General features: G+C 50.0%; 14 protein-coding genes and 2 pseudogenes. 13 read left to right on the top strand and 3 right to left on the bottom strand.

Annotated features, from left to right (window positions below; translation table 11 throughout):
* Positions 1-98 precede the first annotated feature (98 nt).
* Positions 99-584, bottom strand: coding sequence for a hypothetical protein (locus WDO70_00250; protein MEJ0061657.1), 486 nt, complete (start codon positions 582-584; stop codon positions 99-101).
* A gap of 212 nt (positions 585-796) precedes the next feature.
* Between WDO70_00250 and WDO70_00255 the strand changes: the two genes are divergently transcribed.
* The 9 genes and pseudogenes from WDO70_00255 (at position 797) to WDO70_00295 (ending at position 11,719) form a co-directional block, all read left to right on the top strand.
* A complete protein-coding gene (locus WDO70_00255) occupies positions 797-1,045 on the top strand; it encodes a hypothetical protein (protein ID MEJ0061658.1) in 249 nt (82 codons plus the stop codon).
* Positions 1,046-1,130: 85 nt separating this feature from the next.
* Positions 1,131-1,811, top strand: coding sequence for a transcription elongation protein SprT (locus tag WDO70_00260; GenBank protein MEJ0061659.1), 681 nt, complete (start codon positions 1,131-1,133; stop codon positions 1,809-1,811).
* Positions 1,812-2,035: 224 nt separating this feature from the next.
* Positions 2,036-2,239, top strand: coding sequence for a DUF736 family protein (locus WDO70_00265; GenBank protein ID MEJ0061660.1), 204 nt, complete (start codon positions 2,036-2,038; stop codon positions 2,237-2,239).
* Positions 2,240-2,370: 131 nt separating this feature from the next.
* Positions 2,371-3,931: pseudogene (locus tag WDO70_00270) on the top strand (class I SAM-dependent DNA methyltransferase).
* Positions 3,928-4,419, top strand: a complete 492-nt coding sequence (locus tag WDO70_00275; protein MEJ0061661.1) for a hypothetical protein — start codon at positions 3,928-3,930, stop codon at positions 4,417-4,419. The pseudogene WDO70_00270 and the gene WDO70_00275 overlap by 4 nt, the downstream one beginning before the upstream one ends.
* Positions 4,416-5,735 carry a restriction endonuclease subunit S gene (locus WDO70_00280; protein MEJ0061662.1) on the top strand — a complete coding sequence of 440 codons (1,320 nt, stop codon included), beginning with the start codon at positions 4,416-4,418 and terminating at the stop codon, positions 5,733-5,735. The genes WDO70_00275 and WDO70_00280 overlap by 4 nt, the downstream gene beginning before the upstream one ends.
* The gene (locus WDO70_00285) at positions 5,735-7,189 is read left to right on the top strand and encodes a hypothetical protein (protein ID MEJ0061663.1); all 1,455 of its coding nucleotides are present in this window, start codon (positions 5,735-5,737) and stop codon (positions 7,187-7,189) included. The genes WDO70_00280 and WDO70_00285 overlap by 1 nt, the downstream gene beginning before the upstream one ends.
* A gap of 83 nt (positions 7,190-7,272) precedes the next feature.
* Positions 7,273-8,358, top strand: a complete 1,086-nt coding sequence (locus tag WDO70_00290; GenBank protein ID MEJ0061664.1) for a Fic/DOC family N-terminal domain-containing protein — start codon at positions 7,273-7,275, stop codon at positions 8,356-8,358.
* Positions 8,359-8,542: 184 nt separating this feature from the next.
* A pseudogene (locus tag WDO70_00295) lies at positions 8,543-11,719 on the top strand (type I restriction endonuclease subunit R).
* Positions 11,720-11,811: 92 nt separating this feature from the next.
* Here the strand turns inward: WDO70_00295 and WDO70_00300 are convergent.
* Together WDO70_00300 and WDO70_00305 are read right to left on the bottom strand one after the other, a co-directional pair.
* Complete coding sequence (locus WDO70_00300) at positions 11,812-12,942, bottom strand: hypothetical protein (protein ID MEJ0061665.1); 1,131 nt, start codon at positions 12,940-12,942, stop codon at positions 11,812-11,814.
* A gap of 2 nt (positions 12,943-12,944) precedes the next feature.
* On the bottom strand, positions 12,945-13,595 hold the full coding sequence (locus tag WDO70_00305; protein ID MEJ0061666.1) for a helix-turn-helix transcriptional regulator: 651 nt from the start codon (positions 13,593-13,595) through the stop codon (positions 12,945-12,947).
* A 261-nt stretch (positions 13,596-13,856) separates the two neighbouring features.
* Between WDO70_00305 and WDO70_00310 the strand changes: the two genes are divergently transcribed.
* The 4 genes from WDO70_00310 to WDO70_00325 are packed head-to-tail and all read left to right on the top strand — an operon-like array spanning position 13,857 to position 14,777.
* A complete protein-coding gene (locus WDO70_00310) occupies positions 13,857-14,030 on the top strand; it encodes a hypothetical protein (GenBank protein ID MEJ0061667.1) in 174 nt (57 codons plus the stop codon).
* Entirely contained in the window at positions 14,027-14,317 is a 291-nt protein-coding gene (locus WDO70_00315; protein MEJ0061668.1) for a hypothetical protein, read from the top strand. The genes WDO70_00310 and WDO70_00315 overlap by 4 nt, the downstream gene beginning before the upstream one ends.
* Positions 14,318-14,343: 26 nt before the next feature.
* Positions 14,344-14,532, top strand: coding sequence for a hypothetical protein (locus WDO70_00320; protein MEJ0061669.1), 189 nt, complete (start codon positions 14,344-14,346; stop codon positions 14,530-14,532).
* On the top strand, positions 14,529-14,777 hold the full coding sequence (locus WDO70_00325) for a helix-turn-helix transcriptional regulator (GenBank protein MEJ0061670.1): 249 nt from the start codon (positions 14,529-14,531) through the stop codon (positions 14,775-14,777). Before WDO70_00320 ends, WDO70_00325 begins: the two co-directional genes overlap by 4 nt.
* Positions 14,778-14,990 lie beyond the last annotated feature (213 nt).

Consider the following 14,990-nt stretch of genomic DNA (forward strand, 5'->3'; position numbering starts at 1 on the left):
AATTCGTTATCGTAGCAATACGTGTATAAAGATGCGGTGTCACTTAACCGCGCACCGGCCTCCGATGCGCGGTTTTTCTATGCCGACTGATCGCCAATTTACGTTTTGAATGGATTATCGAAAACGAGACCGACCTTGCCTGAGAGCGGCCAAATACCATGCTCAGAACCGAATCCTAATTCGAGGGAGAGTTCGCGCAAGGATTTAAAGATTAGAGAAAAGATGCTCCATATCTTACATGCGATAGAGACGACGTATTCTTTGACCCGCTCGATGAATTCGATAAGCGCATCTCTGGTTCGTCGTGCATAAGTTCTAAGAGAGGCCAACACGCTAGAGGCCAAAGATTTTACATGCAGGAGAAATCGCTCGGCATGCCCTTTGGTCAATTCAACTCCTCTCGCTATTCTATCTGGCATGATGTCGCAATATTCTAGAAAAGCAGAAAAAAGTTCACCTTCTTCCTTTGGAAATTCTCTAGTCGCATCGGTATCTTTGGCGATCCTTATGTCCTGTTTTAGACTCACGAGGATGGCATTGACGGCTGCATCGTCAGCTTTTTCAGATAGTTCTAGAATAAGCATGGGCTTGATCCTCCCCTATAGATTGCAAAGACTAAATTAAACACATCCATTCCTTAGAATCCAAGCTTCTTCATACCGAACAACTGAAACATACACCGTTATGTGTCTGACCGATAAACCGTCAGCTACTGCTGCGCAGCATTTAAACGCACCCATCTCTTCAAAACAATTTCCCCCTCACCTCATAGAAAGGAAAGCATATGAAAACATCCATGTCCGAAATCATTGATCTTACCCTCACGCAAGCTATTGAGCGTTACATGGAGATGGAGCCGGAGGCGGTTCACGATGCCATTGTCGCCGAATGGCCGGAACAACTGGCCGTCATTCTGGTGGAGTTCTTTTTCAAAACCACATGCGGCAATTGCGACGGCTTGCCGGATTTTATCCAAATCCCAAGAGAGCAGAGCGACATTTATTACATCGTCCCGCTATGCGGCTGCGAATGGGGCGGCGAATAGCGTCTTAACCATACTGAGGGCGTGCGCACGACTTCGCCAAAGATTTTAAGCCCCGATTATTCCAACCATAGAAAGGAACCCTATTATGAAAGCCGGAAACACCCATACCACGCGCGAAAGCTGGCTGCGGTCGGCGACGAATGAATTACGCCCGTATTTCAGCAAGCTCGGCTACGAATTGCCGGAGAAGATTCGTTTTGCCATCGCGTTCACATCAACCGGCAAGCGCGGACACATGGCCGGAGAATGCTGGCATCCGGCGTCATCGGCAGACGGGCATTATGAAATCATCATCCGCGCGGATATTGCCGATCCCGCAGAAGTCCTTGGCATTCTTGTGCACGAACTTGTGCATACGTTGTTGCCGCCCGAAGTGAAACACGGGAAAGAATTCAGAGCCATTGCGCTGCGCATCGGCCTTGAAGGCAAAATGCGCGAAACAACGCCCACGCCGATCTTGGCGGAGCGTTTAAACGCTATCGCCATCAATCTCGGCGCATTGCCTCACGCCAAACTTAATTTTTCCGAGAACGCCGATGCTCCCAAAAAACAAAAAACCCGCTGGCTGAAAGCTGAATGCGGCGCGGCTTGCGGTTATAGCGTTCAAATCACCGCTAAATGGGCGCGCGCCGGGCTTCCCATTTGTCCAATCGATACCGATCATGGCGCATTGATTTGCAATTTGCCGGATGATGGCAAGGACGAAGAAATAACCATGGACAACAAATCGGACATGCAAACAAGCAAAGCAATTTTGCGTTCCTAAATAACCGACATTGAGAAATTGATTTCGTCGCAGGCTCCGCAAGGTGTGGGTCGTGTGACGTTGTCACACGCCACCCCCTCTGTGTGACGCGTCACACAGAGATAGCAGGGGCTTCGCCCCATGCACCCCCATATTCATTTCAGCGAGGATATTCACATGACTATTTCGCAAAAATCACGGTTATCAACCAAGTCCTTTCTCAGCATCCGCGAGAGAAAGACGGAATGCAGTATCATTCCGTCAATATTGAGTCTCCAGTGTTGCCGACGCCGATCAATGCCGCGCTATTCCAGGACAAGGAGGATGACAGCAAGTTCAACCTCATATGGAACAGGCCGGAGCAGCAGGGACTCAAGGCCGAAGCCACCCTAAGCGTCGCGGGTCAGCCCCAATCCCGCCGCTTCTCCGGCCCGCGCGCAACGCCGTAGGTAGTAACGGAGAGGACGACATCCCCGCAGGACGCTCGTCCTGCGGGGATTAATCGGAAAATATCGAACGAATGCCCTATGGCGCAATCCAGAGGCCGCCATTATAATGCGCGGAAACTAAGGGATAGCATATGGCGCAAGCGAAAAAGGCAAAGAAACAGGGCGGCAATGGGGCTAATTTGGGGTTTGAAGCCCAGATGTTCCAAGCCGCCGACAAAATGCGCGGCAGCATGGATGCCAGCGAATATAAGCATGTCGCCCTGGGACTGATTTTCTTGAAATATATCTCCGACGCTTTTGAAGCCAGACATGCGACTGTCAAAGCGGACGGCGAGGACCCGGAAGACCGCGATTTTTATATCGCGGAAAATGTCTTCTGGGTTCCCAAAGAGGCCCGATGGAACCATCTACAAGCGAATGCCAAGCAACCGACCATCGGTAAATTGATTGATAATGCCATGCTGGCGATTGAGTCGGCGAATGCCTCTTTGAAGGGGGTTTTGCCAAAGGATTATGCCCGCCCAGCCCCTCAACAAACAAATGCTTGGCGAGCTGATCGACCTTATCAGCGGCATCGGGATGCATGAGGGCGCAGGCAAGAGCAAAGATATTCTTGGGCGCGTTTACGAATATTTCCTCGGTGGCTTTGCCGGAGCCGAAGGCAAGCGCGGCGGTGAATTTTATACGCCGCGTTCCGTAGTCATGCTGCTGGTTGAAATGCTGGAGCCTTATAAAGGCCGCATCTATGACCCTTGCTGCGGTTCGGGCGGCATGTTCGTTCAATCGGAGAAATTCGTGCTGGCGCATGGCGGGCGCATCGGCGACATCGCCATCTATGGCCAGGAAATGAATAACACCACATGGCGCTTGGCCAAAATGAATATGGCGGTGCGCGGCATTGACACGGATATTCGCTGGAACAATGAAGGCAGCTTCCATAAAGATGAATTCAAAGACTTGAAGGCCGATTATATCCTCGCCAATCCACCGTTCAACGTATCGGATTGGGGAGCGGATCGCCTGCGCGAAGATGTGCGGTGGAAATACGGCTTGCCGCCTGCTGGCAATGCCAACTACGGCTGGCTACAGCATATCATCCACCATTTAGCGCCGAATGGCGTTGCCGGCGTTGTGCTGGCCAATGGCAGCATGTCTTCCAATCAGTCCGGTGAAGGCGAAATCCGCAAGGCTATGATTGAAAAGGATTTGGTCGATTGCATGGTGGCCTTGCCAGGGCAGCTATTCTATTCAACCCAGATTCCGGCCTGCCTGTGGTTCTTGGCGCGGAACAAAAAAACATCGCATCCGCGCAATCGCAGCGGCGAAGTCTTGTTCATTGATGCCCGGAAAATGGGTGTCATGATTGACCGCACCCGCCGTGAGTTAACGGAAGATGACGTTAAGAAGATCGGCGCTCTCTATCATGCCTGGCGCGGTGAAAAAGACGCCGGGAAATATGCCGACATTCCTGGTCTTTGCAAGGCGGCAAAGTTGGATGAAGTCTCCGGTCATGGCTTTGTCCTCACCCCTGGCCGCTATGTCGGCAGCGAAGCGGTGGAAGATGACGATGAACCGTTTGAGGTGAAATTTCCCCGACTGGTTGTTGAGTTGGAAAACCAGTTTGAAGAAAGCGATAAACTCACTGCCCAAATTCGGCGGAATCTGACTTTGTTGGGAGGGTCGCAAAAATGACGCTCAACCACAAATACATCAAACAGATATTGATTTCCTTGCGGGACAATCCAGCTCCCAGCATGGACAGTTATGATCTGGCAAAAATTTGTGGCGTTGATATGAACCATATTGATGAATTGGCGTTTGGTAAGTTTGTGACCCAACTGCGCCTGCTAAAGGATATGGCATGCATAGACTGTCCCGTGGACAATCTCGGCTTTAGCCAGAACATCAATCGCCACTGGATAATTTGTCGCACCACCTATCGGCTCTCCAGCCAGGGGCACAGTTTTCTGGACACAGAAAACAAAAATACCCTGTTCAATAAGGGAAAGGCGTTCTTCTTTTCAGCCTTTACGGAAGCTGGAAAGCGTTTTCTGATTCAGGCAATAACGGCAATTTTTATTGTTGTGCTGGCTACCGTTGCCGCAAACGCTGGTCTTTTCAAAATTTCGAGTTCGCATGGCCTAGCTAATCTCAAAAATCCAAAAGAGCGAGGGCTATGATGTCTCTTTCGGAATGGCAAATATTATCATTTAAAGAAGCTGGTGTTCAGTTGATTGATTGCGATCACAAAACACCCCCGGCATCTTCTTATGGGTATCCATATGTTACGATCCCTCAAATCAAAAATGGGCGCATAGATGTGTCTGAAGCAAGGCGGATTACCGCAGAACATTTCAAAGAGTGGACAAGGAAGGCCAATCCAAAGCCCTTTGACGTTGTCTTATCTCGTAGATGCAACCCAGGAGAAACTGCCCATGTCCCTGCGGGGCTAGAGTTCGCTCTTGGACAAAATCTCGTTTTGTTGCGTGCAAATGGTGAAAAGGTATTTCCGCGATATTTACGATGGCTTACGCGGGGAGTGTTATGGTGGGAACAGATATCAAAGTTTATTAATGTGGGCGCCGTTTTCGATAGTTTGAGATGTGCGGACGTTCCAAATTTTCAATTTCCAATACCAGCACTGCATGAACAAAAAGCAATTGCTTCAATATTGACCGCACTGGACGATAAGATCGAACTGAACCGCCGGATGAATGCGAACCTGGAGGCGATGGCGCGGGCGGTGTTCAAAAGTTGGTTTGTCGATTTCGACCCCGTCCGCGCCAAAATGGCAGGCCGCCAACCCTTCGGTATGAGCGCGGCTACCGCTGCCTTGTTCCCCTCGCGCCTCGCCCCCTCCGAACTCGGCGATATTCCGGAGGGGTGGTCGGTCGATCAAATCGGGAACGCGGTCACCGCCGTTGGCGGCAGCACCCCCAGCACCGAAAATCTAGAATATTGGACTGATGGGCAGTATGCCTGGGTAACGCCAAAAGACCTCTCTGCACTGAAATCGCCTGTTTTGTTCACAACGGAACGCAGGATAACAGATGCAGGAATCCGTGTTATCAGTTCCGGACTTCTGCCGTCGGGTACTGTTTTGATGTCTTCCCGTGCGCCAATCGGCTATATCGCAATCGCCGAAACGTCCGTTGCCATCAATCAAGGCTTCATAGCCATCGTTTGTGACAAAGAGCTTCCCAATTTATACGTCTGGCAATGGCTGCACGCCAATCTTGACATGATCAAAAGCCATGCAAACGGCTCAACCTTTCAGGAAATCAGCAAAGGCAGTTTCCGGCCTCTCCCCTGCATCATTCCATCAGCAAAGGTTCTCGAAAAATTTCAGGCAATCGTTTTGCCTATCTGGCAAAAACTCGTTGCGAATGAAAAAGAGTGTCTGGGGCTAGAAAAAACGCGCGACTACCTTCTTCCCAAACTAATCTCCGGCGACATCCGCATCCGCGACGCCGAGAAATTTATGGAGGCTGCATAATGAATCGCTGGGTAAATTCGTTCCAGAACCATCCTTTCCAAAAGCCATGGAAAGATATTGTGGAGCTTTCAGAAAAGATTGCTCTTCAAGATGAGACTGTCGCAACTGACGTCCAAGAGCTTGCGCGTCTAAAAAAGGTTATAACCTATGTTGGCCAGTTAATAGGTGCAGCTGATCCGGAATTGATTCCATTAAGCATATGGAGTTCTTTTCAGGACCAGGCCACGCAGTGTGCAGATCAAATCAATCAGTACAACAGCAATAAGAACATTACTCACCTCAGCAACGCTAATAGCAATCTAGATAATTTATTGACATATGTTCGCCCTTATGTGGTTTCTGCAGAGGGGGCGGCTCAGGCGGCAATGTCTGCGTTCATAGTGTATTCCGACACCATCAATACACAGACCGATCTGATACAATCAAAAACCCAAGCCTCTGTTAACGGTACGCAGGCGAACAAAGAAAAGTCTGATGAAATATACAAAGAAATAGAGCAGTCAAAGCACAACATTCAACAATTGGAACAAAAATTTTTGATCGGCGATAGCAATGAGAAGAGCCTCCAGGAAAGAATGCAGATTCTTCTTGGGGAAGCCCAGGAGTGGAATAAAATAATTGGTGAGTTTCACAAACGGCTGACAAGCGGCAATGAACAAGAAAGCGCAATTTCGCTACAAATCGAAGAAGCAAAAAATAAAGCTACTAAGGATAAGGAGGCTATAGAAAGTGCCCTTCAATTATCTGAAAATTTAATCAAAGACCTCAAAGAGTTTTATGAGCGAGTTTTTGGCAAAGAAGGCAGTGACGGAAACGTCATGGTCGGTCTAAAGCAAGAATTGGATAACCGCATTAAAGAGCTTGATAATTTTAAAATTAATCAAGGAACAGCCTACAATACCTTATTTCAAAAAATTGAATCTCTACTGCCCGGAGCAACAAGCACTGGTCTTGCCAGTGCGTATAGAGAATTAAGAGACTCTTTTGCTGCGCCCATCAATATCTATACGCTAGTGTTTTGCTTCACCCTAGCAGTGATGTTTTTTGTTGGCTTGTGGGGTGTTGACTTCGGTGATGATGTGGGATTGAACAAGATGCTCGGCAGTCTCTATCACAAACTCCCACTTTTACTGCCCATCCTGTGGCTGGCAATTTTTGCTTCCAGACGAAGAAGCGAAAGTCAAAGGTTGCAACAAGAATATGCCCATAAAGAGGCGCTCGCAAAATCATTTCAAAGCTTCAAAAAACAAATTGATGCATTGCAGGAGAAGGACGAGGTCCTTACCAAGAAACTCCTGGATGCTATGATCGGTGCCGTGTCCCATAATGCATCACAAACACTGGATGGAAAACATGGAGATAAAATTCCAACGCAAGAACTTCTAGAGGGAGTTATCAAGAAATTTCCTGCGCAAAGCTTTTTTGAAAAATTAGTCGATAAAATCCTTAAATAGGGAACAATGTGAATGGTCTGTTAGGGGCAAAAAACTCGTCACATCCAACTTATCAAGTACGTTCCTCGGAAAGAGCTACTCACATGACCTTTGACCGCAACACACCCTACAACGATCTTCCGCTTTTGCCACCGGCGCAGATCGACCTGGAAACAAAGCCTATTCTCAAAAAGGCGATCACGGCGAATATCGCGCTTGCCAAGCTGTTCGACGCGGGAAAGTTGATTCCCAATCAGGCGCTTCTGGTTCAGGCGATTGGGTTGCAGGAAGCCAAGCTGTCCAGTGAAATCGAGAATATCGTCACGACCAATGACGATCTTTACCGCGCTTTCGCGGATGAGGGCGTGCATTCCAGCCCCGCAGCCAAAGAGGTTCTGTTTTACAAGGACGCGCTCTGGAAAGGCTATAACGCGATCAAACTGGAAAAGCGCCCGCTCTCCACGCGCCTTTTTGAAGATACGTTCCGCATTATCAAGCAATCCTCTGACGGCATCCGGCGTTTGCCGGGCACGAAATTATCGAACCCGGCAGGCGAGATTATCTACACGCCGCCCGAAGGCGAAAATCTTTTGCGTGACAAGCTCTCCAATCTCGAAAAATTTCTTTACGCCGAAGACGGGCTTGATCCTTTGATCAAAATGGCCGTCATGCACTATCAATTCGAGGCTATTCATCCCTTCACCGACGGCAATGGGCGCACGGGGCGCATTCTCAATCTTTTATATTTGATCGAGTGCGGGTTGCTGGAGATTCCGGTTTTGTATCTATCCCGCTACATCATCGAACACAAAACGGATTATTATCTGGGACTGCGCGGCGTAACCGAGGGGCAAAATTGGGAATCGTGGATTCTCTATATTCTCGATGCGATTGAAGTGACGGCGCAGATGACCAGAGATCGGATTCTTCGCATTCATTCTTTAATGGACAAGACGGCGGAGGCGGTCAAAGCCCAGGCTCCCAAAATCTATTCCAAAGACCTTATTGAGGTGATTTTCCGCCAACCCTACTGTAAAATTCGCTTTTTGGAGGAGGCAGGGATTGCCCAAAGGCAGACCGCCTCCACTTATCTCTCCAAATTAGAGGCTTTGGGTATTTTGGAGTCCGTAAAGGCTGGACGCGAGAAATATTATATTAATCCGGCATTCTTTAACCTTTTGGCAGAATGACATGGTTATTTTCTGCATGTTTATGAAGTGCTTAGGTGATATGTTGTTTTGATCGACACATCGTTCCAACATGTCGAAAAAATCAGAAAATTTCGACATGTTGAGGCTTGTGCCCTTGTTGGTTCTAAAATGCGCTTAACCGAGGCCAAACAGGCAACGGCATCGCAGTCCAAAGAGAAAATCGATGGTCGCTGACATTCAATACACCCAGCCGGAACCGAATTATGACGGATTCCGCGAAGCGCATGTTGAAGAAGCAACTTTCGATTGGCTCTCTGGGCTTGGCTGGACACTCGCGCATGGGCCGGATTTGGCACCGGAAGGCAAAGCCCCGGAGCGGGCCAGTTATGGCGACGTGCTGTTGTTGGGGCGGTTGAGGACAGCCTTGGCCGCGATCAACCCGCAACTCCCCGCCGATGCGATTGACGACGTGGTGCGTAAGATTATCGCAGTCGAAATGCCGTCTTTGGTCGAAGAAAACCGGCGCTTGCATAAACTGATGGTCGATGGCGTGGCTGTGCAATACATGCAGGCCGACGGCACGATCAAAAACGACATCGCGTGGCTGATCGACTGGGAAAACAAAAAGAACGATTGGCTGGCCGTCAATCAATTCACGGTCATCGAAGAACGCAACAATCGCCGCCCCGACGTGGTGATGTTTATCAACGGTTTGCCCCTTGCCGTTATTGAATTGAAGAACGCGGGAGACGAAAACGCGACAATCGAAGGCGCGTTCCGCCAGACGCAAGCTTACAAGCAATTGATCCCTTCTCTGTTTCGCACGAACGGCATACTGATTATTTCCGACGGACTGAAAGCCCGCATCGGCAGCCTGACCGCAGATTATGAGCGTTTCATGCCATGGCGCACGGTGGATGGGGCCGGTGTCGCGGCCAAAGGAACGCCCGAATTACACACAATGATTCACGGCGTTTTTGAGCAAGGGCGTTTTCTGGAGTTATTGCGCCGGTTCACCGTGTTTCAAAGCAACGGCAAAGATATTTTCAAAATCGTAGCAGGATATCACCAGTTCCACGCCGTAAAGCTCGCCGTTGCCAGCACCATCGACGCAACGGCCAGTGAAGGAAATCGCAAAGTCGGCGTCATCTGGCATACGCAAGGATCGGGCAAAAGCCTGTTGATGGCATTTTATGCGGGCAGCGTGATTGCCAATCCTGCGATGGCCAATCCGACTCTGGTTGTGCTGACCGACCGGAATGATCTGGACGACCAGCTTTTTTAACACTTTCAGCCTATCTCGTGATCTTATCCGCCAGACGCCCGCGCAAGCGGGAGATCGCGATGAATTGCGGAAGCTTCTGGCGGTATCATCTGGCGGCGTTATCTTTACGACCATTCAAAAATTTCTGCCCGCTGATAGTGAAAAAACTTTCCCGCTGTTGACTGACCGCAAGAATGTCATCGTCATCGCCGATGAAGCGCACCGCAGCCAATATGGCTTCAAGGCCAAGTTGGATAAAAAGTCGGGCGAATTAGCTTATGGTTTTGCGAAACACCTGCGCGATGCGCTGCCGAATGCGTCCTTCATTGGCTTTACAGGAACGCCTATTGAGAAAGCAGATGTCAATACGCCCGCCGTATTCGGCGATTATATTGATGTCTATGATATTCAACGCGCGGTCGAAGACGGCGCGACGGTGCCAATCTATTACGAAAGCCGCCTAGCCAAACTCCAGCTTGACGAAGAGGAAGTCAAAAATCTTGATGCTGAGGTCGAAGAACTGACCGAAGACGAAGAATCCAGCGAGCGCGAGCGTAAGAAAAGCAAATGGTCGCGCGTTGAAGCCCTGTGGGAGCCGAAACACGCTTGGCTCAAGTAGCCGCCGATATTGTTCAGCATTTTGAGAACCGTATCAGCGCCTTAGACGGCAAAGGCATGACCGTATGCATGAGTCGCCGTATTTGCGTGGCGCTCTATAACGAGATTATTAAATTACGGCCCGCATGGCATTCAGACGATGACGCGCAAGGCGCTATCAAGATTGTGATGACGGGCAATATCGCCAACGATCCGCCTGAATGGTTGAAACATACGGGCAGCAAGGCGCGCCGTGATTTCCTGGCAAAGCGGGCGCGCGACGCTAAAGACCCGCTAAAACTTGTTATCGTTCGTGATATGTGGCTTACGGGCTTTGATGCGCCCTGCATGCACACGATGTATGTCGATAAGCCGATGCATGGTCATGGCTTGATGCAGGCCATTGCCCGTGTAAATCGCGTATTCCGCGACAAGCCAGGCGGCTTGATCGTTGATTATATCGGGATTGCCCATAATCTGAAACAAGCTCTCTCTATTTATTCCCCCGGCGACCGCGAAGAAGTCGGCATTGACGAGCAGCAAGCCGTCGCAGAGATGATGCGCCGCTATGAAATCGTCCGGGATATGTTTTATGGATTCGATTATATGCGCGCGCTGCACGGCACACCGGCTGAACGCTTAGTGCTGATGGCCGAGGCTCTGGAGTGGATTCTCGATTTGCAGCAACGTGAAGCTGCAAAAGAACAGACCGAACAAGCCAGGAAAGAGGTGCGCCGCAAATTCTCAGACGCCGTTGTTGGCTTATCGCGCGCCTATGCGCTGGCCGCAACCTCGCCAGAAGCGGGGAAAATTCGTGATGAAGTCGGTTTCTTCCAGGCTATTCGTGCAGCCCTGGCAAAAAATGAGCCGGGCAAAGGTAGCACACAGGCGGAAATCGATGTGGCCGTCCAACAAATGGTCAGTCGTGCCGTGGTGTCAACGGAGATTGTCGATATTCTGGCGGCGGCAGGCATTAGAACCCCGGATATATCCATCCTCTCAGATGAATTTCTGGCAGAAATTCAAGGCATGAAGAAGCGTAACCTTGCATTGGAAGCCTTACAGAAACTCATCAATGGAGAAATAAAATCCCGCATCAAATCGAACGTGGTGCAATCTAAGAAATTCAGCGAACGACTGGAAGCCGCCGTCCGGCGCTATCATAACAACGCTATAACTGCCGCGCAGCTTTTGGAGGAGCTGATTGCCATCGCAAAGGATATTAAAGCTGACCGCGAACGAGGAGAAGAACAAGGACTTAGCGAAGAGGAAATCGCTTTTTATGATGCTCTGGCTGAAAATGAAAGCGCATTGCAGTTGTTGGGCGATGAGAAATTACGAGTGATTGCTACTGAACTGGTTGTCTCCGTTCGCAATAATGTGTCTGTTGACTGGATGCACCGCGATAGCGCCCGCGCCAAGTTGCGCATCGAAGTCAAAAAGATTCTCAAGAAATATGGCTATCCGCCAGATTTACAGGATGCAGCGGTGCAACTGGTGTTGCAGCAGGCCGAAGTTTTGGCCCCACTCTGGGCATAACAATCGCTGACGGCGATCTTTGGAATTCTATGTAAGAGGCTGCAACAGGTAAGGCCAGATTATGACCGAGAGGAACGAAGATTCTTAAACAATCAAAGCGCCAGCCGGGGCCGGATTAGCGACAAAGGCCGGGCAGTGGAAAGCTGGAGGCCAACAGCTTCGTTTGGAACATTGGAAAAATCGGTAATAAGCGGCAGCATGGCGTTAGGGCCAAGGGCGCGTGGTGAGGCACCTAGTTCTTTAAGAGCGGAAACAATTTCCGGTTCATTTAGCGCATGAATGCGCATAAGGGGTTGCGTAGTGTCAGGAATCCATTTCCTGCGCGAGACTTCATCGCGGCCCGTCGAGATAAGTGCCGCGACCACGTCCTTGAGTTTGTCGCCTTTCGGCAGATTGCCGTTGCTGGTGATTTGAGCGCGGACAATCGGCTCGCCCAGGAAGGTCGAAATGGCTTCCGTAAAACTGGCGGCGATTTTCTGATTGCCGTCCTCACTTTGCCAATTCGCCAGGAACACATTTGGCAAGCTGGAGTCTTTGCCGGGTTTCGCGGCGAAGTCCGCGAGCTGGATTGCAACTCGTGAGCGGCCCGTTTCAATGGGCGCATCGCCGATAAATTCCAGAACGGCGCTATCGTCCGGCGCTCCCATCGTCGCACCGAGTTTCTTGAAGATGCCGGTCATGGCCGCATTGCCGCCCGCATATTCGCCGACGCGGCCGCGCGAGACGAGGCCATAGGGCGAATAGCCTTGTTCGCGGCTGACGGATCGCCGGATTTTCTCGTAGATAAAATGCGAGCCAAGTCCAATGCCATTCGGGTATTCCGCGCTTTTTGTGCGATTACGGAATTCCTGGGATAGTTCCGGCGACACATAGGTATCTTCGCCATAGATAGCAGGATAATGGCGGAAATCCCGGCCATTGCGTTCCGTGAGAACGGTCGGAAACTCGATTGAGCCACCGGCGAGTTTGGGGCTGCAATTTTCCCACTCCACGATGGCGAAATAAGCCTGAATTTTATTTTTCTTGATGGCCTCGATAACTTTGCCGAATTTGGCGTTATCAGCGGACGCTCCATGCGTCACGGCTTCACTTTCGACGATTCTATAAAGAATCTCATCAAGCGCCATATGATGAACGACGTCCGTACCGTTCATGCGCACGATGCTGGCTTTGGCGTTTCCCGGCAGCAGACCGGGCATATTATCGAGCGCAACGGAAGACATGATTATATTTTCCCCTTGTCGTCGGGGATCGAAGCATTTTCCCAGAATGATTCAAATTGCTCGACATATCTTTCGGCCAAGGGCTTGGAGTGTATCGAAACGACTTCGACATTATGATCGCTGCGATGCACCGCCTGGGCGATATAGTCATTATAGACGTAATAGGGAATGAGGATTTTCGTCGTCTTATCCAGCCAGCGATATTCGCAATAGCTGGCGGAGAAATTATAGTCGCCATCCAGGATAAGAACGCGGGCGTCAAGATTCGGAAGCTTGCTCATTCTTTCCATATGCTCGGTCGCATAATCTTGCGCATAGGAAAGGGTCTTGCCGTCGCTGGAATTAAACTGGCGAATGCGTCCACCGTCTTTCAGCGTTTCGTATATATGATCGAGGAATTGTCGGTATCCGGCTTTGCCCGAAAAAACCCTGACTTGGTTTCTCCGCATCCGAACGCCCTCGTCATCCAGGAATTCGACGCCGTGCCGGTCGAAAGCATTGGTTATGCTGGCGATGGTCTTCTCATGCGGTTGTACCGTATCGGCCTCGATTTTGCTCACGGTCACGCGGGTAAGCCCGGCCTCCCTAGCCAAGTCTTCCGCTTTCCATTCCAGTAAGCTGCGCGCTGCGCGAATTTGACGCCCGGTAATCATAAAGTTAGCACTAGCATATGGTTTAGTTAAAAATAGATAACAATCGAGATAACTAAAATTGGCAATAACATATTAATATTTGTAAAAACATGCCCTGTCAATTCAGAAACATTAGTTTCATGTAAAATTTACTGATACCATAAGTATATTCTTCTTGATTCCCAGTCGGCTTTGCATTTATGTTCCCAAATATTGGTAATGCCTAATGGTTGAAATTAGCTCGATTAAGCCATTTAAAGCGATTTTCAAGGGGAATTTCAGATGACCAATTCATTTAACGCTTATGTCATGCGCCAGGGCGAACCGGCCATTACCGCCATCATCGAAAATTGGGAAAGGCTTGTCGGCTTGCGGGCCGAGGCCGAAACGCCGCTTGAGCAGCGCTGGGCGGCGATGATGCATGGTTATGAGCCACAGGCAATGGCAGTCGCATGAGCCGGAAAGCCGAAAAACCTTTCAGCCCGGTTGACGAGATGCAGCTTTCTCAGCCGATGGGCAATCGAACCGCCGAACATTTCCGCGATGCCCTGGATGATTTGGAGCATGAGGCGACCGCGCAGGACGCAAAAATAAAGCAATTGCGCCAAGCTATTCTGCAACGCGCACAAGAACTCGACACTACCGTTTGCCAATCCTGGCTGGATTCAGAAATCGAAAAAGCGGACCACCTCGCGTTGGAAGCGCGGCTGGAAAAACTCATCAAGTTCCTATCGGAAAAATGATGATGGCGAATTTTCATGAACGCCCCATGACATATAAAAAGCTCGTCGCTCGTTACGGCCATGACATGGCTTTCGATTTACTCGTCACTATCGAGAGCCTTGCGAAGATTAAGCACGACATCATCGAGATCAACGAAGAAATTCGTCTGCAACGCGCGCTGGAAGTTTTGGACGAGGCGGAATTCGGACAGGCAGATAAAGGCGGGGTCAAATGATTTCCGGTAATAACATACCCAATAAAAAGCTTGCGCCGCGTGAAATCGAAGTCATGACCTTAACGGCGCGTGGCAAGACGACCACCGAAATTGCAATGCTTCTCTCGATTGCCGAGGATACAGTTAAGACTCACATCAAACGATCCTGCCAGAAATTGAACGCGGCCAATAAAACACACGCCGTTGCTCTCGTTATGGCTCGCGGCATAATAGAATGTTCCTGTTGTCACCCGAAAGGGGGATAGAACTGCATTTTTATTTGCGCTACATAGTTGCGGCGCATTGGCGATGAAGTTAGAGTAAATTTTCGCGAAGGGGAGAACGGCGATGGTGGCACCTGCGAAGAAATTTCACGAAGCGAACGGCGAACTCACCAATGAGGCAGGGGCAACGCGACCGCCGCTCTCGAGGAACAGCCTCTGGCGGACACTGCGCCCCGGGATCTCGGTGGGAGTAAG

The organism is Alphaproteobacteria bacterium (assembly GCA_037200005.1).
Taxonomy (GTDB): domain Bacteria; phylum Pseudomonadota; class Alphaproteobacteria; order UBA9219; family RFNS01; genus JBBCGY01.

Bases quoted from the DNA above. Each gene is read 5' to 3' on its own strand.
- WDO70_00250 (MEJ0061657.1), bottom strand. From the start codon at position 584: ATGCTTATTCTAGAACTATCTGAAAAAGCTGACGATGCAGCCGTCAAT.
- WDO70_00255 (MEJ0061658.1), top strand. From the start codon at position 797: ATGTCCGAAATCATTGATCTTACCCTCACGCAAGCTATTGAGCGTTAC.
- WDO70_00260 (MEJ0061659.1), top strand. From the start codon at position 1,131: ATGAAAGCCGGAAACACCCATACCACGCGCGAAAGCTGGCTGCGGTCG.
- WDO70_00265 (MEJ0061660.1), top strand. From the start codon at position 2,036: ATGCAGTATCATTCCGTCAATATTGAGTCTCCAGTGTTGCCGACGCCG.
- WDO70_00275 (MEJ0061661.1), top strand. From the start codon at position 3,928: ATGACGCTCAACCACAAATACATCAAACAGATATTGATTTCCTTGCGG.
- WDO70_00280 (MEJ0061662.1), top strand. From the start codon at position 4,416: ATGATGTCTCTTTCGGAATGGCAAATATTATCATTTAAAGAAGCTGGT.
- WDO70_00285 (MEJ0061663.1), top strand. From the start codon at position 5,735: ATGAATCGCTGGGTAAATTCGTTCCAGAACCATCCTTTCCAAAAGCCA.
- WDO70_00290 (MEJ0061664.1), top strand. From the start codon at position 7,273: ATGACCTTTGACCGCAACACACCCTACAACGATCTTCCGCTTTTGCCA.
- WDO70_00300 (MEJ0061665.1), bottom strand. From the start codon at position 12,942: ATGTCTTCCGTTGCGCTCGATAATATGCCCGGTCTGCTGCCGGGAAAC.
- WDO70_00305 (MEJ0061666.1), bottom strand. From the start codon at position 13,595: ATGATTACCGGGCGTCAAATTCGCGCAGCGCGCAGCTTACTGGAATGG.
- WDO70_00310 (MEJ0061667.1), top strand. From the start codon at position 13,857: ATGACCAATTCATTTAACGCTTATGTCATGCGCCAGGGCGAACCGGCC.
- WDO70_00315 (MEJ0061668.1), top strand. From the start codon at position 14,027: ATGAGCCGGAAAGCCGAAAAACCTTTCAGCCCGGTTGACGAGATGCAG.
- WDO70_00320 (MEJ0061669.1), top strand. From the start codon at position 14,344: ATGACATATAAAAAGCTCGTCGCTCGTTACGGCCATGACATGGCTTTC.
- WDO70_00325 (MEJ0061670.1), top strand. From the start codon at position 14,529: ATGATTTCCGGTAATAACATACCCAATAAAAAGCTTGCGCCGCGTGAA.